Below are 24,818 nucleotides of genomic sequence, written 5' to 3'. Positions count from 1 at the left end.
TAAGGAAATATTTTGGCTATTCTTACCCGTGCAGGGCGAACTATGCTCGCTCAAACAATTGCACAAACTCCCATCTATTTGGCTTGGGGACGCGGCGCGTCTCAGTGGCAAACGCCACCAGCTGAGCCTATTGCCGCGACAAGCCTTGCCGATCCTATTGGTTATCGCAAAGCAAAAAAAGTCGGATTTTGTTACCCCGATGATCAAGGTGACATTTTTGTTCAAGGTGGTCGCTTCAGCTTATCCTCAGAGCCAACACAGCATGTTTATTGCGAATTTACCTTTGATTTTACCGATGGCGCAGGTGAAACCGTGCGCGAACTGGGCTTAATGTCAGGCTTGCAAGCTAGTGCTCAGCTACCCGATGGCTTGGTATATTTGACGCCTGAACAGGTCGCCAACTCTGGCACTTTACTGCTTCTTGAACATCGTGCTCCGCTTATTCGTGAGCAAGGCGTGCGAGAAAGCTTTGAATTTGTTGTTAGCTTCTAGAGGTGCTTATGCTTGACGATTACTATGAAAAATTTCATGCCGAGTCGGGCTATGAACGTTTGTTGTTCAGAGCAGGTAAAGGCCTACAAAGTAGAGAGCTTAATGACTTACAGTCACAGGTTAATCACCAAATAAAGGGCGTTGCTGATGTGCTCTTAAAAGATGGCGATTTGGTCAAAGGCGGTGAAGTTGTTATCGATAAAACCCTTGCAACCGCACTCATAACCGAAGCTGAGGTGTATATTGCAGGTCAAGTACGCCCCATACCAAGCAGTGTGGTATCAATAGATTTAACAGCGAGCTTGGATATTGGTGTTTGGTTAACACACAATGTGGTAACAGAAGAACAAGATCCCAGTCTTAGAGATCCCGCTGTCGATGCAATAAACTTTGATGAACCGGGGGCTGCTCGTCTACAACAAGTTTGCCAATGGGGATTGCTCAGTGATGCGATTGGCCCTGATGATGCATTTTATCCGGTACATAAAATAGAGCAGGGCACCTTAATCATAAAACAACCGCCACCGCAGTTGGATGCGGTTACGCAAGCGCTTGCACGCTACGATAGGGAGTCAAACGGGGGCAGTTATGTCGTCGATGGCATGTCTTTGAGCTACCGAGGGGCAGATCAAACCGTTCAGAGCTTCAGTCTAGAAGAGGGCAAAGCCCATATCGAAGGCTATGAAGTGGCATTTGCAACCTCGAGAACGGCTGAATTTGATTATGATCCGGATGTAGGCGAGGTTAAAGAAGAGCCTAAAACTTTCCAATCCGATAGCCAAGGTATCATGCGCATTGATACTGACTTTTTCCCAGTTAAATCTGTGGATGAAGTCAATGTAACAGTAGAGAAAAGTGCTCAGCTAACCCGTGGGCAGCTAGCTGGTGGTGATGACTTACTGCCAGATGAATCGGTGCTTGAAGTCTTGTCTATTTCACAAGGTGAGACAACCTACATGCAAGGAACCGACTTTATCTTCTTGCGTAATCACATTAGTTGGCAGTTAAGTGGTGAAGAGCCTGCTGGCGGCAGTCAATACCAAGTGACTTATCGCTATAGAAAGCAGTTAAGTGTTGATTATGATGAGCGTGGATTCAGCCTGCCAAAGCAGCTGGCAGAAGGCGGTGAGCTGGTAGAAAACACATTAGTCACTATTGACTATCAATGGCATCGCCCGCGCATTGATTTGGTGGTACTGGATAAGTTTGGAGAGATCAAACGCATCAAAGGTCAAGCGGCGCATCAATTACCTGTTGCACCCAAGGCCCCAGCGCATCACCTTGCGTTGGCACAAATCACACAGTTTTGGTTTCAAAATCAAGCACCGGGCATAGAGAGTCTGGCTATCCGCGCCGTGTCTATGTCACAGCTTGAGCAGATGCAGAATCAAATCGGCGACTTATATCAATTGTTGGCAATAGAGCGTCTTCGCAATGATGCCAATAGTCAGGACCCAACCAGTAAGTATGGCGTATTTGTTGATCCATTTTTAGATGACGATATGCGAGATGCAGGTATTGAGCAAACCGCTGCAATTGTAGATGGTGAGCTGGTATTACCGTTAGAAGCAGATATACATCAGTTACAAGTGCCTAATGGGCGAGCACTGACCTTGCCGTATGAATTAGAAGATGTACTTGAGCAGCCCAAGCAAACTGGCAGTATGAAGATCAATCCATATATGGCATTTGAGCCTATCCCTGCTGACGTTCGCCTTACGCCTAGCGTTGACCATTGGACCCAAACACATACTAATGTAGCAAGCACAGTCACTAGACGGTTCTGGGGTGGCCGGGGCTCTAGGGTGAGTGGTCGAACAATCGTGAACACGCAAGTGCTGAGAAGTTCATCACGCAGTGCTGAGTTTTTAAGACGTCGCTGGGTAAACTTTTCCGTTTCAGGGTTTCGTGCAAATGAAGTGTTGGAGCAACTTACTTTTGATGGCATTACGATTATTCCGGAGAGACAATGACCATAACAGCTGATTCACAAGGTCGATTATCCGGCCGATTTTATATTCCAAGTAATGTGCCTGTTGGTAGCAAATCCGTACGCTTAACAGGTAAGCAAGGATCGAGAGGCGAGGCGACCTATACTGGCAGTGGCCGCATTGTTACTCAGACAGTGCGTCGTGTGCATAATGTACTGCAATGGCGTTTTGATCCCCTTGCCCAAACTTTTACCTTACCTGAGTTACGCTTTATTGCTGGGGTTGAACTGTGGTTTAAGAAGTTAGGCGACAAGCCTGTCCGAGTGCAGATCCGCGAAACAGATTTGGGGATCCCAAACGACACGGTGATCGCAGAAGCGGCTTTACCTGTGTCTGAGTTAACCTTAAGCGGGCCAACCCTGTTTGAGTTTACGCCAATTTCACTCAATGCCGGTCAAGAGTATGCCATTGTGGTGCTGAGTGATGATGCAGTGCATGAAGTGGCAATTGCAGAACTAGGCCAATTTGATCGCACAAGTGGTTGGGTGACAAGCCAGCCGTATCAAGTGGGTGTGTTATTGTCTTCGAGCAATGCCTCAACTTGGACACCGCATCAAAACCGTGATTTAACGTTTCGTTTAAAGGCAGCTCGCTTCACTCAGTCAGAGCACACTGTTGAACTGGGGCAAGTGGCTTTAGAAGCGCACAGCGATATTTTAGCAATGGCCGCGATTGAGCGACCAAGCAGCGAAACCCAGTTGCACTTTGAGTTTAATGGCGCGCAAAGCGGTGAGTTTAACCTGCAAGAATCTCAGCCATTGAGATTGGCCCAGCAGGTGAGCGAGCCTCTCACTGTGAAGGCCAAGTTAACAGGTACCGCAACTCAATCGCCGGTTTTGTATGACAGTGTGCAAACAGCACTAGGTAAAGTTGGTAATGAAGCGGATTATGTCACTCGGGCGATCCCTTGCCAATTAGGTGGCAATCTCAAAGTGAGTTTTGAGGCGCAATTGCCAGGTGGCGCCAAAGTGGATGTATACATCGAGCAGCAGGGGCAGTGGCAAGCGGTTGCGATTAACGAACTACAACCGCAAGGGGAAGGCTGGCTGTTGTGTAATTACGAAACAACCAATTTGGCCGATACGCAAGTGAGGGTTAAATTGGTGTTGTCAGGCACCCACATAGATAGGCCAAGAGTACGCTCTTTGCGTGCTTTCTCAATGTAAGGAGGGCGTATGATAGATGATAGAACCGCTTTTTACTCCTTACCTCTACCCCATCCAGATAATTTGTTGCAACAGGATGTAACCCGTATTTCATCCGCCATTACCCAGTTAGATAAGCAGCTTTACATGCAAGATGACTTTCATCTGCAGCAAGCGCAAGCACTTCATGAACGACTTCGTAAGGTCAAACTTAACCAAATTCTTGGCGAACAACTTTTCACAATATAAGAGGACATTATGGCCAGCATACAAAATGCCGTGCAAGTCATGGTAGATAAGCTCGTTGCCGATATGCAAGGCAATCAGCCGCTTTCTGCTGAAGAACAAGCGTTAGTCAGTAACGCGATTACAAAACTGACAGATAACAGTAAATTGGAGCAAGCTGTGGTGGCAGTTGCCGAGTCACACATTGACGATGCCACCACGGCACTGCAGCAGGTATCGCAATCGACGGGTGCGGCGCTGCAAGGCGCAAAAGACTCGCTAGTGCAAACAAGCGATGCGTTAGCAGCTAAGGCGACTCAGTTAGATAAATTAGATGTCATGGCACCTAGTTTGGAAAACGTAAAATCGTTACAAACCAGAAATAACGCAATGCAAGTGCGCACATTAATGGGCGTCAGGCCGATTGAAACACCGAATAATCACACCAACAATCGCAGAGCGCAGAGTATTTTTGCAGTGTACGATAGTAATGGTGAAACCTATGCGGTGAGACCTAGCTATACTAATAGTACGTCTAATTTAGAATGTACCCGAATAGAGTATTTAAAGCTCGATCCTGAAAGTGCGGTTAGAACGACGACGTTTAGTTGTTATGTCTCAGGAAATACTTTTTCGCAAAATCCAACAAGCACCATGTATGTATATGGTACCACGGCTTATGTGCCACTGGCATCAAAGGATAACCCTGCCAGCATAGAGTATGAGATTGTATACAGCTCTCAAGATGCTCAGAATCATTCCACTAACAACTATGGCGGAATATTCACCAAAACCGCAGGCTTTACAACGATCACAGAGCCCAAACAAAACTTAAATGCCCGTGATAAATTTGGTGTGCCCACCATCACAAACCACAGTCATAACGCAACAGCTATTTTGTATGATAATCAAAAACACTGCTTGGTGCTGGTGGATGCTGGGACATCTAGATTGATAGAAAAATACCGCGATGGCAATGTGATCACCAATACATCTATCGCCAACAATCAAGAGTTGCAGGCATATGCGGATGCGGGGGACTTTACCACAGTTAATTTTGTTTGGGTCAACTTATCACATACATCAGGGTATTTGCGCTGGAATACTGGATTACAAGCAATGAGTAATGCGGCGCGTAACTATTTTGGATATTTTGGGGTCGTGAATAATGCGGTTCAAATGGGTGGGTCGACATTCAGCGCTCATTATCGCTTTACCTCTGATAAAAAACTTGAGCCGGTGAACTTTTTCTTTGATTGCAATCAGCGGGGTTCATACTCACATGGTACTGCAGGTCATATCAATGGTGAAGGGGAAGTCAATGTTTGTATAGAGAGTATGTCCGGTGAATTATTAGGGGCGTATAGGTATCAAGCGACCTCGGATGCCACAGGCACCAGTACAGGCTTTATGGCCGGTGCGATAATGTGTATTAATCCCTACTCTAATGTGGGTATTTTGAATGAGCACCAAGTAGATAGTTACTACGGTGTTGGTCGTAGCTGCCGTGCAATTTAAGGAGAGAACATGAGCTGTGAATATTTTGCCGACAAAGGCATGCAAATAGATGGTAATTATTGGCTGGTGCATCCATACACAGGTGAAGCGTGGACGGAGCAAAGCATCAAAGACTATTACCAAACTTATGAGACTGAGCAAATATTATTGGCTGAAACGCAGTTTAATCAGCAGAAACAAGCCGAGCGACAGCAGATTAAACAGGCTGTGTATCATAAGCTAGAAGCCGAGCAATGGCGTGTGCAAAAAGCACAGGAGCACCTATTAATGGCTGAACTGGCAGGCGATCAAGCAGAGATAGATGTGAGTAAAGCACACTTGGCGCAACTACTCGCCGAGCGTGAGCAGTTACGTTTAGCAAGTGATAAGGCAGAGCAAACTCTTGCGGATATCTCAACATCCGAAGAATTGGAAGAATTTACCTTTGATGTAAATATTTCATTATAAACTTGATGCAATGACCCGTTTTATTCCCAATAAACGGGTTAGTATCATAGTTGCTTGCGAAAGCAACAGACTTGTTATTCCACAACCTAAACCCGCTTAGCCGTGCCGAGCGGGTTTCTTTTATTGAATTTTAAGTGCGTATTTAATTTATTGCTATTAGGGCAGGAATGACCTGTTTTAACCCCTTAAAATCAGTAAAATACACCTATGCTTGAGAAAAGCTTAAACAGCTTAAGATTCACATCTAGCTGAAAAAGATACACAGTTTCAACGCGGTCATAAATGACCTGTTTCAAAACCTAAAAATCAGTACAATACATCTAAGCTTGAGAAAAGCTTAAACAGCTTATGATTGCTGCTAAGCTTACAAAAGACCCAACAGTTTCAACGCTATGTCGCTTTTTTAATTTCGATAAATGAGCACGAGGCGTTTTTTGTATTAAAGCACAAATTTAGCGGTTTTAAGGCGGTCATAAATGACCTGTTTCAAAACCTAAAAATCAGTACAATACATCTAAGCTTGAGAAAAGCTTAAACAGCTTAAGATTCACATCTAGCTGAAAAAAGACCCAACAGTTTCAACGCCATGTCGCTTTTTTATTTCGATAAATGAGCACGAGGCGTTTTTTGTATTAAAGCACAAATTTAGCGGTTTTAAGGCGGTCATAAATGACCTGTTTCAAAACCTTAAAATCAGTACAATACACCTAAGCTTGAGAAAAGCTTAAACAGCTTATGATTGATATCTAGCTGAAAAAGACCCAATAGTTTCAACGCCATGTTGCTTTTTTATTTCGATAAATGAGTGCATGGCGTTTTTTGTATGAAGCACAAATTTAGCGGTTTTAAGGCGGTCATAAATGACCTGTTTCAACTCCTTAAAATCAGTAAAATGACCTTAAGCTTGAAAGAGCTTTACACAGTTATCCCATGAATCAAAACCCGTACTTAAATGAGTGCGGGTTTTTTATTTTAGATAGGAAGATTATGAGTGGCTTTACTAAATTAGACTTATCGAAAGTCCCTGTTCCAGACGTTATTGCAACGCTTGATTATGAACAAGAGTATGAGCAACTCAAAGCCCAGTTTTTATTGCAAAACCCACAGTATCAAGCGGCTTTATCCCTAGAAAGCGACCCAGTTGCACTTTTGTTGCAAACTTTAGCGTATCAACAAGTATTACAAAAACAAAAGCTCAATGATGCAGTGAAGGGCAATATGTTGGCCTCAGCACAAGGGCATGATTTAGATGCCATTGCAGCAAGGTATAATCTGTCACGCAAAACCGCTCCAGCGGAATCTGATACTGCTTTTAGACAGCGTATACAATTGGCATTTGATGGCCTTAATACGGCTGGCAGTCGTGAGTCTTACATTTATCACTCAATGTCGTGCGATCCGCAGATAAAAGATGTTGCAGTAGTTAGTCCAGCGCCTTGCGATATTGAACTAACCATTTTGAGTCACCTTGATACCGGCCAGCCGAATGACGGGCTAATTGACAAGGTGAAGGATTACTTTTCTGCAAAAGGCAATGAGCAAGTCGGTATCGACAAAGTGGCATCGAAAGTGCGCCCATTAGGAGATAGAGTGACGGTGCATAAGGCACAAATAAAGCCATTTTCGGTGAATGCGGAGCTCTCTATTTTGCATGGCCCATCCGGCAGTGCGCTTGTTGCCGCGGCTGAGCAAGCAGTACAAGCATATTGTGATTCACGACATTACCTTGGTAAAAAAGTCACGCGGGCGGGGATTTATGCAGCGCTGCATCAATCCGGTGTGGAGGACGTGACCTTACTGAGTCCAGTTGACGATATTGTTTGTCAGGCGACTGAAGCGCCTTATTGCGAATCTATCTCGGTTTTGATGGAAAATGTCTATGGATAAACTGATCCCAACCAATGCCAGTGAGCTGGTAAAGACAATCAGTCGGCAATTTCCAGACAATCAAGCTGTTCGCAATCTATTGATCTCTTTATTAGCGCTTTCAACCCGAAGTGATGTGCAATTGGTTTGGCTTGCAAAGCTGTGTGGCATGCAGCCCAATAAGGTATTGGCAAACCCCGATGTGTTATTGCAATGCAATACAAAGCAGTTGTTAGTGCTGGTGGAGCACCCAGAGTTTTGTGATACGCAGCAGCTCAATAAATTTGCAGAGCAGCTTAACATTGATAACTGGCAGTCAGATGAGGCTGATCCCATAAAGCGTGCTCAAGTTAAATCAGCATGCGTGCTAAACGATAGTCGCTTGTTGCTTGCCAGTGTGTGGGACCCTTTTTTGTGCCCGGCAGCGCTGCTGCCTTGGTTAGCTTGGTCCGTATCTGTGGATGAGTGGGACGAGGCGTGGAGCGAAGCCCTAAAGCGCCAAGTGATTAATGACGCATTCGCCGTACACCAAGTGAAAGGCACGCCTTACGCGCTGCAAAAAGCGCTCGATAGTTTAAATATCAAAACCGAAATTAAAGAGTGGTGGCAAGGAGACAATTTAGAAGCGTTGCCCCGAGGCACTGTGCAAGTGTGGGCACTTATCAATAGTAATTTGGATGAGCAGCAGCAAGGAATGCTGACCCCCCAAATGTTAAAGCGAGTGCGCCGGATTATTGAAGCGGTTAAACGGGGTTCTATTCATGTGGATGTGCAGTTGGGGTTGGCATACGAAGAGAGGTTGTTCACGTTTGGAGTGAACTCTGCCCCCATGGTCCGACGATATGATGCGCCCCAAGGGAGCGGTGTAAAGCCCCCCTCATTTGAGCAAAACGACGGTGTTATCGGTACTGCTAAGGCGTATCAAGCATCGTATTTCACCCCAGCAGGAAAAGGAGTCGTTCCTCCAGAGTTGTCACAAAATCAGGGGTATTCAGGCGTTAATAGTGTACATCAATCTTCTTACTTTGCGCCTTTAGGAGAAGGAATTAAGCCTCCTCCTGGCAGGGCTATAGCACGATGTGCTGGCGTGGGTATTTCAAATCATAATCATCATTTAACAATAACGGGGTTAGGTGTTCTGCCAAGTGATTGCACTGGGACTGAGTGTGTATTAAGTGCAACTAGGCAAACAGTTTTTCAACATTTTAATATACAAGGAGCTGCTTAATGTCTGCATTAACTTTGCAGTTTACTCAAGTGGGCTTGGATGCTTTATTGGCAGCTAAGGCTAATGGAAAAAAAGCGCAAATCAGCCATATGTCTTTTGGTGACGCAAGTTATACGCCATCGCAAACACAAACAAGTTTACGTAACTTGCAAGAACTACAGATTATTAGAGATGATAATTATAACGTTGGTGAAAATCATCAGGTCACAGTGGTTTCTGTCTTTGACAAGTATCCAGCTGCGCCAGAATATGCTATCCGTGAGGTTGGTGTTTACATCTACGTATCTGATGAAAAAAGTACGCCGGATGCAGACCAGTTGAAGGTCAATGACTTGATTTTATTAGGGGTATATTCTGAGCCCAACCGTACATTGGGCTACCGCACACCTGATGTGAAAATAGTGCAAAGTGTGACTTTGAGTCTCGCTCAACTTCCTTCGGATAGCGTTGAGATTATGCCGGGCTTAGACAACTTTAATATGCTACTAGACAATGAATTGGCTGACCTGACTTTGGTGCAGCTGGATACAATGCATCGACAGTTAAAACAAGAGTTACGCTTGGCAGCACTGGAAAAGCTTTAATAGATTAATTAGGAAAATATATGTCAAACGAACATACTACTATTACAGAAAGTTTAGCGAATGTCGCGACAAGAGCGAATGAACTTTGCAATACTGTTGATGAGCAGTTATCTGTGATCAATGCCACTTTGACCGCTGAAAAGCAAAAGATGGCAGCTAAAACGGCAGAGTTGACTGCACATACGAACGCCGCAGTAGCCGAGTCAAAAGTAAAAATTGAAACGCTTGTAGAAAATGGTTTTCGTTCAGAACTCTCCTTTTTTAGAGTAACAGATAATCAAGAATTAAAAATCAATGGCACGTTAAGCGCTGGAACTAAAGGCACTCCAAGTGGATTTGATCTTAGAGGTAATAAACACTATGACTGTGAAATTGTTGCACATTCTGATTCTGAATCCGAGTCAAGCGAGCAAGACCCTGAAATCCAAAAAATGTGGAGGGAAGTTCATGGCTCTATCCCGGATCAGAACCAGCCAGAGTTTGCAATTATCCGCTTGACCGCGAAAGATGTTGCGGATTATCCAACAGATATCTTCAAGGCATTTTCCATGTATCAAGGCCCTGTGCCACAAAGTGGCATATTTACATTTGGTGCTTGGATGAAAGTTGAACGGGGTGAAGTTCATATGGGATACCCTAAAAATGATGGTAGTACTAGGGTACCTAACGACAAAACATGGCATGAAAGAATGTATACAGATGCAGCTTTATTAGGTGGGGCACGATATAACTTTGGTCCGCATTTTTACCTAAGCAAAGGCGCAAGCTGCTTAATCGCACTACCTGGCATTGTTTTGGGTAAGGTGCCCAAGGGGCGCTGGGGTTATTTTGAAAAGCCAGTGTTTGAGAGAGAGCATAAACCTTTGATTGATAAGCTTGGTGAGATAGAGCGAAGGTTGGCAGTCTTAGAAAGCCCAACAGCTTAACGTATGCGATAAGCAGAGTATGTAGCACTCTACCTGATGTTTATGGGTCTTTTATGGCTGATTAAATAAATGGACATGCTTTTTTACAACTTATGGAGTGTTGCTGCGAATATCTGGAACAAAATAAAGGACTTTTTATGTCAATTGAAAATTTAACTATCACAGAGCGTCTTACCAATGTCTCTGCACGGGCTAATGCACTGTGTGACACAGTTCAAAATCAAATTGGTCAAATAAACAGCATAATGGCCAGTGCAAAAAATAAGTTTGATTACTACATCAACAATGCCCGTTCTGAATATGGTCATACTTTACTGAGCAAAAACCAGAGAATGCTGCTTGCAGAGGGAGACTCTGAGCGAATTCCCGGCTTCACTACTATTGGATGTGAATATTTCGAGGTGACTGAGGCGGCAAAGTTAAGAACAACTTCTTTGAATGATGAAGACTTTGGTGAGAATGTGGGAGTAGCACAAGATTTTAGGGATAATGTTTATGGTGGCTATATAAACGGTGATTTTAGAATATTAAGAGTCAAATGGCGAGTAAGTGATTCAAGCATAGCTCGATTAGATGATGTTTGGTCAAATAATTATCATCAAGGGGCATTGACAACTGCATGTTATGCCAAAGTGCTTTCGGGGAGTATTAGTGGCGCAATGCAGCCATATGTGAATTATGAAAACGGATGGCAGTTAATGGGCTATCGCCAGAAAACGGAGCATGCTGGACGTGCTTTTACGGCGCCTCATTCTCAATTGGTATTAGGTAATGCGCCTGGAGAGACTGGTGAAGCTTTAATTTGTTTATATGGGACAGTGAGTGGAGTTGCTAATTTAGAAGGTCGCGCATGGGGGATTTACCCAGAATTTGCACGCGTAGGAGGTGTTAATTCTGAAATTGAAAAGTTAAATAAATCACTGACGGATTTAAACGAAAAAGTCGATGCAATTCCCCCTTCAGCTTAAAATAAGGACATAAAAATCATGCTTATTAAACACAATGGAAAGCTTATCTCATCCATCGGTGAATTTATGAATCAAGACCAGCTGGAGCAGTTTCTAAATGATAATGAAATAGACATTCCTGTCTCAGAGCTGACCATTGAATACTCATCAGTAGAGATATACCAAATTAGAAAGTCCGCATATGCGCGTTACAGTGATCCACTTTACATGGAGTGGCAATATGACCAAACGGATGCTAGTAAGCAAGCTTGGCAGGATAAAGTGGCAGAGATTAAAGCTCGTTATCCATTCCCTGCATAACATATTTGGGCATTTCGTCCATCTCGACTCGCCTTTTCCTTCGAGTCATAACCATCATAAGTCTTAACTTCAAAGAGTAAATAACCTCATGCAAAGATGTACCTTAATCAATAAGGTGCTTGAATGCTTATCATCTGGACTTCAAGGGGTGGCACATGTGGGGCTCTTAAAAGCCGCACAACCTTACCCAGATCTGACGCAGCAAGCCCAACTGACAGTCAAGCTGCTCGGCGAACGTCAAGCCAGTGAACTGCAGGCGAAAGGCGCCGACAAAGGCGTCACATATGGACCGTCGTATAACAAAAACCTCAGTCCAAACTCACTCGATAGACGAGTGTTGCAGTTACAGCTAGACATTGAGTTGGAAGATGCCGATAACGCACAGTTGCTGCAACGACTTGACCAGTTGATAACCCAGTGTGAGGCGCTTGTGATGGTGGACGAAATGCCCATCCATTGGCAGCACTTTATCGCGCAAAAAAGCGATATATCGTTTAGTCATCAAGTCAGCTCAACACTGGCAAAAGCGCAGCTTTACTGGGATTTTTATTATCAAGTGGAATACCCAGACGACCCTCCAGGACCTGCCATTACCGAAGTGTATTTGGGGCCCAAAGGGGGAGAATATAAGCTGATCAATAAAGCACCTACCACAACTTAGGAGCGATTATGTTAGCAAATCAACAGCAGTCCGAACTGGCTGTCTCTGACATGCAGCATCGCTTTGCCAAATTGATTTCAATCGGCACGGTTGAAGAAGTTGACTTTGATTTGGCGAGGGTCAAAGTGCGGATCGGCGAGTGGTTGACCGCAAAATTACCCTGGCTGACCAATCAAGCTGCCCAAGACATGACATGGCAAGCCCCTGAAGTGGGTGAGCAAGTGTTAGTGCTTGCTCCCAGCGGAGATATGGCACAAGGCATTGTGCTGGGTAGTTTGTATGCCAATGGTCATGAGCAACCGCATTTTAAAATGAATCATGTGGTGGATGCGACCAGTGCGACTGGCGATGAGTTAGTACAAAGCCTAAGTGCTGTAGAACGGAGTCCCGAGAGCATGTCCAGCGTACTCACTATCAAGATGGTGCTATTGTTCAATATGACCGTGAAAAACATGCCTACGATATTTTTGTGCCAGAATCTCAAGGTGATAACCCTGCCCAAATAAATATCTTTTCCGGTGGCGAAGTGAATATTGAGTGTAAGCAAAATGCCAACGTGTTGGTGCATGGTGAAACCGACATTAATGGTAAGAAAAATATCTCAATTACCGCAACTGAAGCGCTAAATTTGACAGGGAAATCCGTCAATATCACGTCTAAAGAGGAAGGCACCAATGTGATTGCAGAGCAAGGCGATATGTCTATACAGACTAAGCAAGGCGCAATGACATTAGACTCAACAGCCGATACCACCATTAAAACCGCTGCTGCTATGACTGTAAAATCCGCTGCGGCGATGACAGTCAAAGCTGATGGGGTAATGAAGCTAGATGGTTTAGCAATCAAAGCTCAGGAGGGCTAGCGTATGCCTGCTATTTCAGTTGATGGTGCTATCACAGATATTCACGGTGGCTATGCCCCGGGCGTGATTTCGGCTTCAGGTCCCAAATTTACAGTAGGTGGTATTGATGTACTTCGTGAAGGAGACAGTGTCAGTGTGCATGTTTACATGCCAGACCCAAAAGTTAACCACTCAGGAAAGGTTGTGCAAGCGGGCGCCCCCAATTTTACCATAGGCGGCAAAGCGGTTGCGCGACTGGGAGACCCCACAGATTGTGGCGGTAAAATTGCGATTGGTGTGGGCAGCTTCACGGTAGGAGATAAATGATGATTGGAATGAACGCGCAAACGGGTAAGCCGTTAGGTGGCGTTGAACATTTAAAGCAAAGTATTCGCGACATTGTGACAACGCCGCTGGGTAGTCGAGTTATGCGTCGTGATTATGGCTGTGGGTTATTTGAACTCGTCGATAGACCGTTTTCTCACAACTTGGTTGGTGATATCACTATGTCGATTGCCAATGCATTAGATAGGTGGGAGCCACGCTTTCGACTTGAAGGCGTGGCGGTGCACCCAGCAGGTCAGGGAAAAGTCGATATTACCATTGAGGGCCTTTACCTTATTAACAATGAGCCGGTGACAATAGAAGGGATCCAGCTTTAATTCAAAATAGGTTGGCATATCGGTCAACTTTTCACACTTAACTTCATTCTGTACTGACTAGTACAGATAAAAAATTAATCAACTTAAGCCATGCGACTGACTTGAATTTTCAAGCTCGGTCACATGGCTTTTTTATTAGCTAATTGACATACCTTTAAAGGAGATATCTATGTCGGGATTTCTACACGGTGTAGAAGTAATTGAAGCGCAAACTGGCACGCGCCCAATTAAAACAGTAAAAAGTTCAGTAATCGGTCTGATTGGTACAGCCCCATTTGCTGACAAAGATGCATTTCCACTAAACAAGCCTGTTCTTGTTGCTGGTAAACGCGCTGATGCAGCTGGCCTAATTGACCCTAATTTAGCAGCGTTTCAACAGAAACTAACTGAACGTAAAGATGCTGCTGCGGCGGCTGTTGCGGGCAGTGAAGCATTACAACTAGCTGAAGGTAAAGCTGCGGCTGCGAAAGGTTCAGACTTGACTGCACAAGAAAAGGCGGAAATCTTAGCTAAGCTTGAGCAAGACGCAAAAGACTCAATCAAAGATATTTTAGATAAAGATAAAGGCTCTTTATTTGCTGCGATTGATGGTATTTTTGACCAAGCAGGTGCTGCCATTGTGGTGGTGCGTGTAGCAGATGATGCTAATGACGCGACTGTGATGTCTAACATGGTTGGTGGTGTTAATCCTCAGGGTGAATTTGAAGGTGTTCACGCTTTCCTAGGTGCAGAATCAGAACTGGGTTTCTCTCCTCGTATACTAGTTGCGACTGGTTACACTCATCAACGCCCATTAGACGGCGACAACAACTCGCTGAAAAACCCAGTTGTTGCGGAAATGCAAGGTATTGCTGAGCGTCTTCGCGCGGTGATCATTGCGGATGGCCCAAGCGGTACAAACTCTGAAGCCATTGCTTATCGTAGTGATTTTGGCTCACGTCGTGTTTTTGTTGTTGACCCGCATGTCAAAGTGTTCAAAAACGGCCAACCAGAAGAAGAGCCAGCAAGTGCACGTGTTGCGGGTATGATTGCAAAGTCTGATAACGACCGCGGTTTCTGGTGGAGCCCAAGTAACACGGCTATGAATGGCATTGTTGGCACACAGCAAGCAATCGATTTCCAACTTGGCGACAGAAATGCACGTGCAAACCTTTTAAATGAAAATGAAGTAGCAACAATCATCCGTCAAAATGGCTTTAAGCTTTGGGGTAACCGCACTTGTTCTGGCGACCCTAAATGGGCTTTCCTATCAGTTGTTCGTACAGCGGATATGATCAACGACTCGCTACTTCGTGCACATATGTGGGCTGTTGACCGCAACATCACGTCAACTTACATCAAAGATGTGACAGAAAGCGTTCAAGCTTACCTTGATAGCTTAAAAGCACAAGGCGCTATCCTAGGTGGTCAAATCTGGGCTGATGAAGACCTTAACACGCCTGAAAATATTCAAGCGGGTAAAGTGTACTTCAGCTTTGATTTCACTCCGCCAACACCTGCTGAGCACATCACGTTCAAGAGCATCTTAACTAACAACTACCTAGAGGAAATCGTATAATGGCAATGTCTCCTAAAATCCTAAAGAAATCAAAGCTGTTTGTAGATGGTAAGGGTTACCTTGGCATTGCGGACGAAATCTCGCTTCCTAAAGTCACAGTTAAAACACGTGAAGTGACTTCAGGTTTCCAAGCGCCAATCGAGCTAGATGTAGGTCAACTTGAAAAGCTTGAAGGTTCAATCACGTTACTAGAGTACAACGCAGATGTACTTAAGCTGCTTGGTGATTGGGGCGGTACTGGCAGAACAATCAATCTGACTGCACGTGGCGCTATTCAAAAGCAAGGTGCTGCACCAGAGCCTGTCGTTGTCACATTACATGGCTTCTTCAAAGAAGTAGACATGGGTAGCTGGAAAGACGGCGAAGAAGCGAAAATGACGCTGCAATACGCTGTTCAAAAGTACAAGTTAGAAGTGAACAACGAAGTTATCTATAACATTGACCTGTACAACGATATCCGCGAAATCGCGGGTGTTGATCACATGGCTAACCTACGCAAGACTATCGGAGCTTAATCTATGACTGAAATCATTAAACTGACTTTCCCTGTTACGGTCGATGGGCATGAGTATGCAGAACTAAAAATGAGACGACCTAAAGTGCGCGATCGGTTAATGGTTGATAAAGCGGATATTAGCGAATCTGAAAGTGAAATCCGTTACTTCTCACATTTGTGTGAAGTGTCTCCAGATATCATCGAAGAGCTAGATTGGAGCGACTTTGTTAAGTTACGCGAGGCGCTCCAGGCTTTTCTCGTATCCCGCCCAAGCGTCTAAAAGCAATGGTGATTGCCCTGGCTAAGTACACAGGGTGGGGCTTGCAAGAACTCAACGGGCTGACTGAGGACGAACTCATCGAGTGGTTTGAAGCAGCGGTTGATTATAAAGAAGCAACAGAGGCGGGGTAACCCGCCTTTTTTTTCACCAGCGCAAGTTTGATAGCTCAAGGACTTAAGCGCAGTTTTAGGGTCTTGAGCTATCAACCTTGGCACAGTGCCGTTCGTTGCGCTGTGCAATCCACACATTCCCGCTTATTTCTCTTCCTAGGTATGATTATGAAACATCAAGGATTGTCTGCAAAAGACCGTTCAAAGAACAAAGTAAAGTACCGCCTACCTAAGCAGGATCAGGTTGATCCAAATGTTCAATTAGGCAGTTTGCTTGCTAATTTGGTTAAAGCTAAAAAGCCATTAGATACCAGCGCATTAGAGGCTGTGATAGGGCAATTAGCCAATGTTAATGTCAATGAATTACTAGGCAATACCAGTCAGGTAATCTCAACCCATTTGACGCAATTTTCCAGCGCACAAGCAAAGTCAAATAATGCGGTTACGCACAGTGCGCAGATGCTGCAAGGGGCTCAAGATGAGCAACAAGCGGACACGCTGAAAGCGCAAGTGGATGCCAAAATTGGTGATGGCACAGGTTTGAGCGGTGCCATTAAATCACTGGCAGAGCAAGTATCGGCGTTAGATTTTCAACAATTACAAACAGCAGCAAGCAATGAGCTTGCACAGCTGCAGGCTGCACTGCCACGGCTTTATGATGGCTTACCTATAAACGCATTGAGTGAGTCTATAGCCACGGCAACCGCGCAGGTACAAAATACGGATGCGCAAAATAGCTTAGATTTGCAGCTTGATACATTGCGCCAAGCTGCACCTGTCATGGTTGACGCATTGGGTATTGCGCAAATGGGTAGCGATATCATCAGTGCCACGCAGGGCATTGCACAAGGTACCAGCAGTGCGACCTTCAATGAAGATTTAAATACGCTGATCCAAAGTGCTCCTCAGGTGCTTGAAACGTTTGGCTTTGATAAAGCCAGTGATGTGGTTAAGCAAACGTTGCCAGCCATCTCTTCGGTTAATTTCAAAGAGGTTTTTGAGGGTGATATAACAAGCTTAGCAAGTGCAGCGCCAGAGCTGTTGAATGCGTTTGACTTATCAGAAGCAGCTAAAACACTCGAAGGTGCATTGCCTGTTGTTGAAGCGCTTAATGTTAAAGAGCTACTCAATGGTGACTTATCTAGCTTAGTTGATGCAGCACCTGAAGTGCTCAATGCATTGGATATGTCTAGTGCCGCGCAAACTTTAGAGCAGGCATTGCCAGCGCTTGAGCAAGTCGATATCGCGGCGGTGATGCAAGGTGATTTAAGTACGCTACAAAGTGCGGCGCCTGAATTACTCAAAGCGGTAGATTTATCAGCGGTGACGCAATCTTTAGCACAGCATATTCCTGCCTTGTCTCAGTTAGACTTGGCAAGTGTTATCGATGGCGACTTAAGTCAAGTAGTGAGCATTGCGCCTGAGTTATTAAAGTCAGCGGGCTTTGAGCAGGTTTCAAACACGCTCAGTGCAGCCATGCCTGCATTACAGCAGCTTGACTTAAAAGGCATTGCCAGTGGTGATGTTTCAAGCTTGATGTCAGCGGCGCCTGATTTATTGGCCTCGGTTGGTTTGAATGAAGCATCAGAAACACTCGGAGCGGCTCTGCCAGCGTTACAGCAACTTGATTTAAAAGGCATTGCCAGTGGTGATGTTTCAAGCTTGATGTCAGCGGCGCCGGATTTGTTGGCCTCGGTTGGTTTGAATGAAGCATCCGAGACTTTAGGTGCAGCGCTGCCTGCGCTACAGCAGCTTGATTTAAAAGGCATTGCCAGTGGTGATGTTTCAAGCTTGATGTCAGCGGCGCCTGATTTATTGGCCTCGGTTGGTTTGAATGAAGCATCCGAGACTTTAGGTGCAGCGCTGCCTGCGCTACAGCAACTTGATTTAAAAGGCATTGCCAGTGGTGATGTTTCAAGTTTGATGTCGGCAGCGCCCGATTTGCTGGCCTCAGTTGGTTTGAATGAAGCATCCGAAACACTCGGAGCGGCTCTACCTGCGCTACAGCAGCTTGACTTAAAAGGCATTGCCAGCGGGGATGTGTCAAGCTTGATGTCAGCGGCACCGGGCTTGTTAAAAGCTGCTGGACTAGATGAAGCGTCTGAAACGTTAGGCGCGGCACTGCCTGCGCTACAACAGCTTGACTTGAAAGGCATTGCCAGTGGTGATGTTTCAAGTTTGATGTCAGCAGCGCCTGGTTTATTAAAGGCGGCAGGTTTAGATGAGATCGGCGCAACGTTAGATGCGGCGCTACCAGCTTTACAAAAGCTAGACACTAAGGCGATTTTGGAGGGTGATTTAAGCTCATTGATGCAGCAAGCACCGCAGCTGCTTAATGCATTTGGGCTGCAAGATGCAGCAAGTTTATTCACCAAGCACTCTGCGCTGATTGAGAAGCTCGATTTCAAAGGTATTTTAAATGGCGACCTATCTTCATTGACTGGCGCTGTTCCCGACTTATTAGCTGAGTTTGGGCTCGGCGAGCTAGGTCTTGAGTCACTATTTGAAGGTGATGGAGAGGAAGAGGAGCAGTCTAAAAAGTCGAAGAAGAAATCGAAGAAGAGCTCCAAAAAACAGCGTAAAAAGAAATCCAAGCGAGATAAAAAGAGTAAGCAAAGTAAGACCTCGGACGTTGATAACGATGCTGCTGATAACCGCAAAGAAACTAAGCTAAATCAGACGCCTGAGAAAAAGCAGGATAAGCGTAAAAAGCGCTCCAAGCCTGTATTGAAAATCTTGGACGGTGGCAAAGCAAAACCGGCAGATCAGCAACTCCAAGACAGTAAAACAGAGTCAGCTAAGCAGCAAGACAAAGATAAGCAATCTAAACAGCAATCGACTAACCAGTCAAAACCTGGAAAGTCATCTAAAGCGCCTAAGGCTGCGAATGACGCAATATTCTCGAAGTTGGGTAAGTTTTTCAGCCAAAAAGGCGGTGGCATAGCGAATTTTGCGAAAAATAACTTCAAAAGTGTTGGTCGGTTAAATGCAGCTGCAACAATTGCAATGAGTGGCTTTGATGCTTACTCCGCTTTGACCGATGACTCTTTAAGTAAACGTGAAAAAACCAGTGCTGTTGGCGGGGCGTTAGGTTCCGCAGGTGGTGCTTTGGCCGGCGCTGCTGCGGGGGCTGCGATTGGTTCCGTGGTACCTGTTGTTGGTACGGCAATCGGTGGCATTATTGGTGGTGCTATCGGTGCATTTGGCGGTGAGTCTCTTGGTTCTTCCCTAGGTGATACATTGGGCGGTTGGCTGTTCGAAGATGAACCTAAAGAAGAAGCAGCCAAAGCAGATGAGTCTGTCCCAGTATCAAATAGTTTGGCACAAAACCAAGCTGACACCGAGTTTAAAGAGCCAGTAGCAAAAACCTCTGACAATACGTCGCAGCCCGCGAACTCACCTCTGCAATTTGTCAAAGACAATGTCATCAATGAAGCGAACATGTTTACTGGCACTATGGCGGCGGTTGAGCAAGCTTCGGGTAAGCCAAATGGGAAGTGGAACAAGGCTTCTCAGCAAGGGCAAATGTTCGGACATGCATTAAATGGTCACACTATTTATCAGGCAGCGGTCAATGATGATTTATCAACAGAGGAAAAAGCACGCACAATCGGCGGTACTGCAACCGGCGCGGTGACTTCTGAGGTTGTATCTCACTTTGTTGGCATGGTGCCAAAATATGGCAAATTCCTAGGACCAGTTGCCGGGTATCTAACGAATGCAGTGATGTCTCAAGTCGGAGGAGATTTCTTCGCTAATCTGTTTAGTGATGAAAAACCGCAACAGACTGACGCTGCTAAGACCAAAACCTCCTTATCAACGCCTACACCTCAGGCCCTTGCTGAGTCGGGTGCATCAAACTCGCAAATCAGCAGTGATGTGCAAGCACAACATGTTGCTGGCAATATTACTGTGAATGCAAATATCACGGTAAATGCACAGTCTGAACAGCAAGCACATGAGATAGCACAGCAAGTGAAGCAAGTGCTAGATCAACAGCAGCAACAAGCGATGCGCGATTATCGTGCTCGATATTATAACGAAGTAGCTTAAGGGGAGTCCCCCTTAAGCTTTCATACGAGGACTTTCGATGGCAAAGATCAATCATGCCAATTACATGATGCAGCTGGGCGAATATAAGTTTTCAGTCAGTACAGCGGCATTTCAAAAATTACAGTTTAATACCGAATATCGCTGGAAAGACCTTGAGTCACAAACCGACAAAAACAGCCCGGTAAAGCAATTTATTGGGGTCGGTGAGCAAACTTTAGAACTTGACGGAACTATCTTTCCGCAACTGGTTGAAAACGGCTTAAAGCAGCTTGACTTTATGCGAGAAGAGGCAACCAAAGGTGTACCTCTTACGCTGACCTATGTAGAAGAAAGTGGTAAGTCTAGTCCGAGTGTGGGGCGAGTACTTGGCAAGTGGGTAATTAAATCAATCAATGAGACCCGCACGCTATTTTTGAATGATGGTATTCCAAGAGAGATCCAATTTAGCATGCGTCTGTCACGCTACGATGGTAATGAGGGAAATAAATAATGAGTGCAGTAAGTTACATTACACGAGATGGAGACTGTCTCGATTTGATTTGCTTTCGCCATTATGGTCGCAGCTCAGGGATGGTAGAACGTGTACTTGAAGCCAACTATGGCCTTGCCGACTTGGGACCGATTTACCCTGAAAATATTAAAATTGTCTTACCGGATGTACCTAAGCCAAAAGTACAACGTGAGATCAATATTTGGGAGTAATTGGCAATGGAGTTACAGCCACAATATTCAGTAAAAGCCAATGGTAACGAGGTTGCTGAAAAGCTACGCGATAGAATCGCAGAAGTCAGTGTGACGCTTCGCACTGGGCTGCTAAGTGACATGTGCGTGGTTAAATTCGACAACCTTGAAAAAGCGCCTATCACCTTACCTGAACCGACCGATAAGCTTGAAATCGCGATGGGCTACAAGCAAGGCACCGAAGACGGAAAAGCCCCTAGTGTTGTCCTTGGTGAGTTTGAAGTCGGTGAATATCAGATTGTGGGCCCAGTACGTGCGCTGGAGCTAGTGGGTAATAAAGTGTTTTGGGATCAGAACTTAAAAGCGGCTAAGCTAAAATCTTGGCCCAGCGATCCTGATAACCCATTGACGCTTGGTAGCCTTATCTCTGAGATTGCACAAGAATATGGACTCACCCCCCGTATCGCCCCAGCGCTTGATAGCATCACTTTGCCACACATTGAGCAAAGTGAGAGCGATATGCAGTTGATGAGCAAGCTAGCTGTTCAGCATGACGCGGTGATGAAAATCATCAATGACAACCTAGTGTTCATGAAAAAGGGCACTGGGCGATCATTGTCGGGACAGCCCTTACCGCAAGTAACCCTTGAGCCCAAATGGATTGTTGATTGGAAGTTCAATACATTGCATTACCGCTTAACCAAAGAAGTGGTGGCTAAATATCATGATTTGGATATCGCCCAGTTACAAACGGTCTCAGCGGGCGGTGGCTCACCTAGTTTGACTTTACCATATACCTACGCAGATGAAGCGAGTGCGCAACATGCAGCGGATAGTAAGCTGGCACAGCTTAATCGAGCACATGTGAGTGCGGATATGGTGGTGTATGGCAATCCAGATATTGTGGCGGGCGCCGTGGTTGAAGTACAAGGCACACAAAGTGCGCTTGATAAATCTTGGTTTGTGAAAGAAGTTAGGCATGTCATCAATGGGCATGGCTTTTTGTCCTATTTACAATGCGAAACTTTATCTGAATAACCTTTTTCAACCTCTTTTATATTAAATATTTCATATCGCACTGCTGATCATGCGGTGCTTTTCCTTCCAAACCTCCTACCTCCAAGGCCATCTTACCGGTTTGCTCACGTGCATTGCTCTATGCATAAACTGGCTGAGATGGCCTCTTTCCTAAATTTTTATCCCCTCAAAAGTAAAATAATACCGCTCAATGCGGTTATCCCACCAAATATCATCCCACGTGTAACATGCTCTTTTCGGATCAAACTCATGGTCATTACCATTAAAGGGGCTGCTGAAAAAATGGTTTGTGCAATCGCCGGATCTGTATTGTTGACTGAGATAAGTTGCAGCCATAGTCCGATAAAGGTGCCAAAAAACACCGCAGCAAATAACCAGGCTTTGCCATCAATGCCTTTAAGCGTAATGGAGCGAGTCAGTGATGCTTGTTTGAGTGTAGCAACTATCATGGCGACGACTAAGGTGCCTGAAGCAAGTCGTATCATTGCAGCCCAAAGGCTACTGATACTGTCATCATTGAGTGCCCCTTTTGAAAGTACCATGCCAGCCGCTTGGCAAGTGGCTGCTGCAAGTGCAAATAACACCCCTTTTCGGTAGATATCTTTATCTAGTTTTGGCAATTTTTGGCTTGGCTTTACCGCGATAATAACGCCGATCGTTGTTATGATAATACCGAGCCAAGCCATTGCAGAGAGATAAACACCTAACAAAATGATGTTTAGAAGCCCTGCGATGGCTGGTGCGAGTGATTCAATCACCAGTGTGCGGGCAGGGCCAATATTGCGCAGTGCTGCAAAATAAGCGCTGTCACCAATGGCAATGCCGACAATGCCACTGGCAATCAACCACCCCCAACTCGTATGGCTAGATGGTAATTGCGTATCCCACGTGAAAAGGAGTACGATCGCCATTAATGCCGAAGCGATAACGCCCTTAGCGACGTTTAGTTCTAATGGATTTAGATGATGACTAAATCGTTTATAGAGCAGAGTCGAAAATGCCCATACTGCAGCTGCACAAAATGCAGCGATCTCTCCAATACCCACAAATTTACTTAGTTACTTGTTTGCTAATGTGGCGGTACTGTAATTATTTTGTATATATATGCAATAAAATTGAGTTTAATCGTCTGTGATTATCTTGTTCTCTTCTTTATATCTCTCACTTAAAAAGAAACTTTCAGTTTTTATTGAAACTTTAGAACTTAATTTGCTACACTCATCGGTGTTGAAATAGTCGTGTGCTTAAATCGGCCTATGGCCTTGTGCTGGAGAGTGAAATGATCCTAGATGCAATTCAAATTAATTTAATTATTTTGGGCTTTTGTATGTTTATCTCATGCATCATTATGGCGATGACGGAGTCAAAGCAATTTGCAGGAGAGCAGCGTTTAAAAGTGGGTATTGAATATGGCATTTTTGCAGCGACAGGGTTGATAGCGAGTGTCGTCTTAGGTTATGGCTATTTCAGTTGATCATCTACTTGCATGACAGGGTGCTTATTGCTTGAGCACCCTATATTCTTTTCTTCTAATTCCTTCCTACCAACTAAGCTAAATGTAGCTTACCCCTTCTTTAAATTGGCTTTTTTTGAGCCATGTCTCTCTGTTTCTTTATTACTTTGATTTCGGTCTATTTCTGTCCTCCTGATTTTGCCCTTTAGGAGTGATTTTCATTTGGACGTCTGAACATCTAGAAGTTGATATTTTATGGCGTTCGTTCATAATGTCAGCCACTATAGTAGTGTCAGTTTTATCCAATTAGGGGAGGATCTCATGCCGATCACTGTTAAAGACGAGTTACCCGCGATTGCGAGGCTGCGTCACGAAAATGTTTTTGTGATGCCAAAAAGCCGCGCCATGTCTCAAGAGATCCGTCCGATGCGTTTAGCCATATTGAACCTAATGCCAAATAAGGTAGAAACAGAGGTTCAATTTATTCGCTTGTTGGCCAACTCCCCACTGCAAGTCAATGTTGATTTATTGCGTCTCGATACGCATCGTAGTTCGGAAAACTCCGAACAGCACTTAAATATGTTTTATCGTTACTTTTCTGAAGTAAAAGACGAAAACTACGATGCTTTGATTGTGACTGGTGCACCATTGGCACATTTGGAATATACGGATGTAATCTACTGGCAAGAACTACAAGCGTTTTTTGACTGGGCTGAAAACCACGTGACCTCAACTTTATTTTCCTGCTGGGCGGCTCATGCCGGTTTGTATCATCATCATGGTTTAAAGCGAGATCTTAAAGAGCAAAAGCTATGTGGTGTATTTAAACATCAAGTGTATTTTGATCACGGTGCTTTGACACGCGGGTTTGATGATGAGTTTTTAGTCCCGCATTCTCGTTACGGCCATATCGACATTGATAAGATTAATAATAATGATGACCTTGTTGTCCTTGCGGGTTCCGAGAAAGTGGGGGCATACCTGCTTAAAAATAAAACGGGCAGTCAGGTGTATATTACTGGGCACCCTGAATATGATGCTGATACACTGCAAAAAGAATATTTGCGTGACTTGCAAAATGGTCCGGATGCCCCTATGCCTGAAAATTATTTTCCAAATAATGATGCTGACGCCAAGCCATCGAAAACGTGGCAAAGTCACGCCTTTTTATTATTTTCAAATTGGTTAAACTATTATGTTTACCAAACAACTCCGTACGATATTAATCTCGTTAGCCAAGACGTAAGGACTAACAATTATGCCGAATAACAGTGTGCCATTTGAGCCTATCGATG

28 protein-coding genes are annotated in these 24,818 nt (G+C 44.8%); 27 read left to right on the top strand and 1 reads right to left on the bottom strand.

Annotated features, from left to right (window positions below; genetic code table 11):
* Nucleotides 1-12 precede the first annotated feature (12 nt).
* The 25 genes from AC2CZC_RS02095 to AC2CZC_RS01975 all read left to right on the top strand — a co-directional run bounded on the left by AC2CZC_RS02095 (nucleotide 13) and on the right by AC2CZC_RS01975 (nucleotide 22,070).
* Nucleotides 13-492 carry a hypothetical protein gene (locus AC2CZC_RS02095; protein WP_484583662.1) on the top strand — a complete coding sequence of 160 codons (480 nt, stop codon included), beginning with the start codon at nucleotides 13-15 and terminating at the stop codon, nucleotides 490-492.
* 8 nt (nucleotides 493-500) lie between these two features.
* Nucleotides 501-2,465, top strand: coding sequence for a DUF4815 domain-containing protein (locus AC2CZC_RS02090; RefSeq protein ID WP_484583661.1), 1,965 nt, complete (start codon nucleotides 501-503; stop codon nucleotides 2,463-2,465).
* On the top strand, nucleotides 2,462-3,649 hold the full coding sequence (locus AC2CZC_RS02085) for a hypothetical protein (RefSeq protein ID WP_484583660.1): 1,188 nt from the start codon (nucleotides 2,462-2,464) through the stop codon (nucleotides 3,647-3,649). The genes AC2CZC_RS02090 and AC2CZC_RS02085 overlap by 4 nt, the downstream gene beginning before the upstream one ends.
* 9 nt (nucleotides 3,650-3,658) lie before the next feature.
* On the top strand, nucleotides 3,659-3,877 hold the full coding sequence (locus AC2CZC_RS02080) for a hypothetical protein (protein ID WP_484583659.1): 219 nt from the start codon (nucleotides 3,659-3,661) through the stop codon (nucleotides 3,875-3,877).
* Between the two features lie 9 nt (nucleotides 3,878-3,886).
* Complete coding sequence (locus AC2CZC_RS02075; protein ID WP_484583658.1) at nucleotides 3,887-5,371, top strand: hypothetical protein; 1,485 nt, start codon at nucleotides 3,887-3,889, stop codon at nucleotides 5,369-5,371.
* A 9-nt stretch (nucleotides 5,372-5,380) separates the two neighbouring features.
* Complete coding sequence (locus tag AC2CZC_RS02070; protein ID WP_484583657.1) at nucleotides 5,381-5,818, top strand: hypothetical protein; 438 nt, start codon at nucleotides 5,381-5,383, stop codon at nucleotides 5,816-5,818.
* A 987-nt stretch (nucleotides 5,819-6,805) separates the two neighbouring features.
* Complete coding sequence (locus tag AC2CZC_RS02065; RefSeq protein ID WP_484583656.1) at nucleotides 6,806-7,705, top strand: baseplate assembly protein; 900 nt, start codon at nucleotides 6,806-6,808, stop codon at nucleotides 7,703-7,705.
* Entirely contained in the window at nucleotides 7,698-8,912 is a 1,215-nt protein-coding gene (locus tag AC2CZC_RS02060) for a phage tail protein I (RefSeq protein WP_484583655.1), read from the top strand. Before AC2CZC_RS02065 ends, AC2CZC_RS02060 begins: the two co-directional genes overlap by 8 nt.
* Nucleotides 8,912-9,496 (top strand): phage tail-collar fiber domain-containing protein, encoded by a 585-nt coding sequence (locus AC2CZC_RS02055; protein ID WP_484583654.1) that lies wholly within the window; start codon nucleotides 8,912-8,914, stop codon nucleotides 9,494-9,496. Before AC2CZC_RS02060 ends, AC2CZC_RS02055 begins: the two co-directional genes overlap by 1 nt.
* A gap of 20 nt (nucleotides 9,497-9,516) precedes the next feature.
* Complete coding sequence (locus AC2CZC_RS02050; protein ID WP_484583653.1) at nucleotides 9,517-10,422, top strand: hypothetical protein; 906 nt, start codon at nucleotides 9,517-9,519, stop codon at nucleotides 10,420-10,422.
* Nucleotides 10,423-10,559: 137 nt separating this feature from the next.
* Entirely contained in the window at nucleotides 10,560-11,390 is an 831-nt protein-coding gene (locus AC2CZC_RS02045; RefSeq protein WP_484583652.1) for a hypothetical protein, read from the top strand.
* Nucleotides 11,391-11,408: 18 nt separating this feature from the next.
* Nucleotides 11,409-11,690: a hypothetical protein gene (locus AC2CZC_RS02040; RefSeq protein WP_484583651.1), complete on the top strand. Its 282-nt coding sequence runs from the start codon at nucleotides 11,409-11,411 to the stop codon at nucleotides 11,688-11,690.
* A gap of 88 nt (nucleotides 11,691-11,778) precedes the next feature.
* Complete coding sequence (locus tag AC2CZC_RS02035) at nucleotides 11,779-12,351, top strand: hypothetical protein (protein ID WP_039608574.1); 573 nt, start codon at nucleotides 11,779-11,781, stop codon at nucleotides 12,349-12,351.
* Between the two features lie 8 nt (nucleotides 12,352-12,359).
* Nucleotides 12,360-12,857: a phage baseplate assembly protein V gene (locus AC2CZC_RS02030; protein ID WP_484583650.1), complete on the top strand. Its 498-nt coding sequence runs from the start codon at nucleotides 12,360-12,362 to the stop codon at nucleotides 12,855-12,857.
* Complete coding sequence (locus AC2CZC_RS02025) at nucleotides 12,821-13,213, top strand: DUF2345 domain-containing protein (protein ID WP_484583649.1); 393 nt, start codon at nucleotides 12,821-12,823, stop codon at nucleotides 13,211-13,213. Before AC2CZC_RS02030 ends, AC2CZC_RS02025 begins: the two co-directional genes overlap by 37 nt.
* A gap of 3 nt (nucleotides 13,214-13,216) precedes the next feature.
* Complete coding sequence (locus AC2CZC_RS02020) at nucleotides 13,217-13,519, top strand: PAAR domain-containing protein (protein ID WP_484583648.1); 303 nt, start codon at nucleotides 13,217-13,219, stop codon at nucleotides 13,517-13,519.
* Nucleotides 13,516-13,854 (top strand): GPW/gp25 family protein, encoded by a 339-nt coding sequence (locus tag AC2CZC_RS02015; protein WP_484583647.1) that lies wholly within the window; start codon nucleotides 13,516-13,518, stop codon nucleotides 13,852-13,854. Before AC2CZC_RS02020 ends, AC2CZC_RS02015 begins: the two co-directional genes overlap by 4 nt.
* A 169-nt stretch (nucleotides 13,855-14,023) precedes the next feature.
* Entirely contained in the window at nucleotides 14,024-15,412 is a 1,389-nt protein-coding gene (locus tag AC2CZC_RS02010) for a phage tail sheath C-terminal domain-containing protein (RefSeq protein ID WP_484583646.1), read from the top strand.
* Entirely contained in the window at nucleotides 15,412-15,927 is a 516-nt protein-coding gene (locus tag AC2CZC_RS02005; RefSeq protein WP_023397066.1) for a phage major tail tube protein, read from the top strand. The genes AC2CZC_RS02010 and AC2CZC_RS02005 overlap by 1 nt, the downstream gene beginning before the upstream one ends.
* A gap of 3 nt (nucleotides 15,928-15,930) precedes the next feature.
* Nucleotides 15,931-16,188: a phage tail assembly protein gene (locus AC2CZC_RS02000; protein WP_039608579.1), complete on the top strand. Its 258-nt coding sequence runs from the start codon at nucleotides 15,931-15,933 to the stop codon at nucleotides 16,186-16,188.
* Between the two features lie 5 nt (nucleotides 16,189-16,193).
* Nucleotides 16,194-16,319 carry a hypothetical protein gene (locus tag AC2CZC_RS01995; protein ID WP_256370531.1) on the top strand — a complete coding sequence of 42 codons (126 nt, stop codon included), beginning with the start codon at nucleotides 16,194-16,196 and terminating at the stop codon, nucleotides 16,317-16,319.
* Nucleotides 16,320-16,466: 147 nt separating this feature from the next.
* The gene (locus AC2CZC_RS01990; protein WP_484583645.1) at nucleotides 16,467-20,351 is read left to right on the top strand and encodes an ATP-binding protein; all 3,885 of its coding nucleotides are present in this window, start codon (nucleotides 16,467-16,469) and stop codon (nucleotides 20,349-20,351) included.
* Between the two features lie 37 nt (nucleotides 20,352-20,388).
* Nucleotides 20,389-20,841, top strand: a complete 453-nt coding sequence (locus AC2CZC_RS01985) for a phage tail protein (RefSeq protein WP_063362055.1) — start codon at nucleotides 20,389-20,391, stop codon at nucleotides 20,839-20,841.
* The gene (locus AC2CZC_RS01980; RefSeq protein WP_039608581.1) at nucleotides 20,841-21,053 is read left to right on the top strand and encodes a tail protein X; all 213 of its coding nucleotides are present in this window, start codon (nucleotides 20,841-20,843) and stop codon (nucleotides 21,051-21,053) included. Before AC2CZC_RS01985 ends, AC2CZC_RS01980 begins: the two co-directional genes overlap by 1 nt.
* Nucleotides 21,054-21,059: 6 nt before the next feature.
* Entirely contained in the window at nucleotides 21,060-22,070 is a 1,011-nt protein-coding gene (locus AC2CZC_RS01975; protein WP_484583644.1) for a phage late control D family protein, read from the top strand.
* Nucleotides 22,071-22,228: 158 nt separating this feature from the next.
* Here the strand turns inward: AC2CZC_RS01975 and AC2CZC_RS01970 are convergent, their stop codons facing one another.
* On the bottom strand, nucleotides 22,229-23,116 hold the full coding sequence (locus AC2CZC_RS01970; protein WP_484583643.1) for a DMT family transporter: 888 nt from the start codon (nucleotides 23,114-23,116) through the stop codon (nucleotides 22,229-22,231).
* A gap of 233 nt (nucleotides 23,117-23,349) precedes the next feature.
* Here AC2CZC_RS01970 and AC2CZC_RS01965 point away from each other — a divergent pair, with 233 nt between their 5' ends.
* Nucleotides 23,350-23,544, top strand: a complete 195-nt coding sequence (locus tag AC2CZC_RS01965; protein WP_063362053.1) for a hypothetical protein — start codon at nucleotides 23,350-23,352, stop codon at nucleotides 23,542-23,544.
* Nucleotides 23,545-23,844: 300 nt separating this feature from the next.
* Nucleotides 23,845-24,792 (top strand): homoserine O-succinyltransferase, encoded by a 948-nt coding sequence (locus tag AC2CZC_RS01960; protein ID WP_484583642.1) that lies wholly within the window; start codon nucleotides 23,845-23,847, stop codon nucleotides 24,790-24,792.
* The last annotated feature ends 26 nt before the right edge of the window (nucleotides 24,793-24,818 follow it).

The organism is Pseudoalteromonas sp. MMG033, from assembly GCF_057197785.1.
This window is presented reverse-complemented; position numbering and strand designations above follow the sequence as displayed.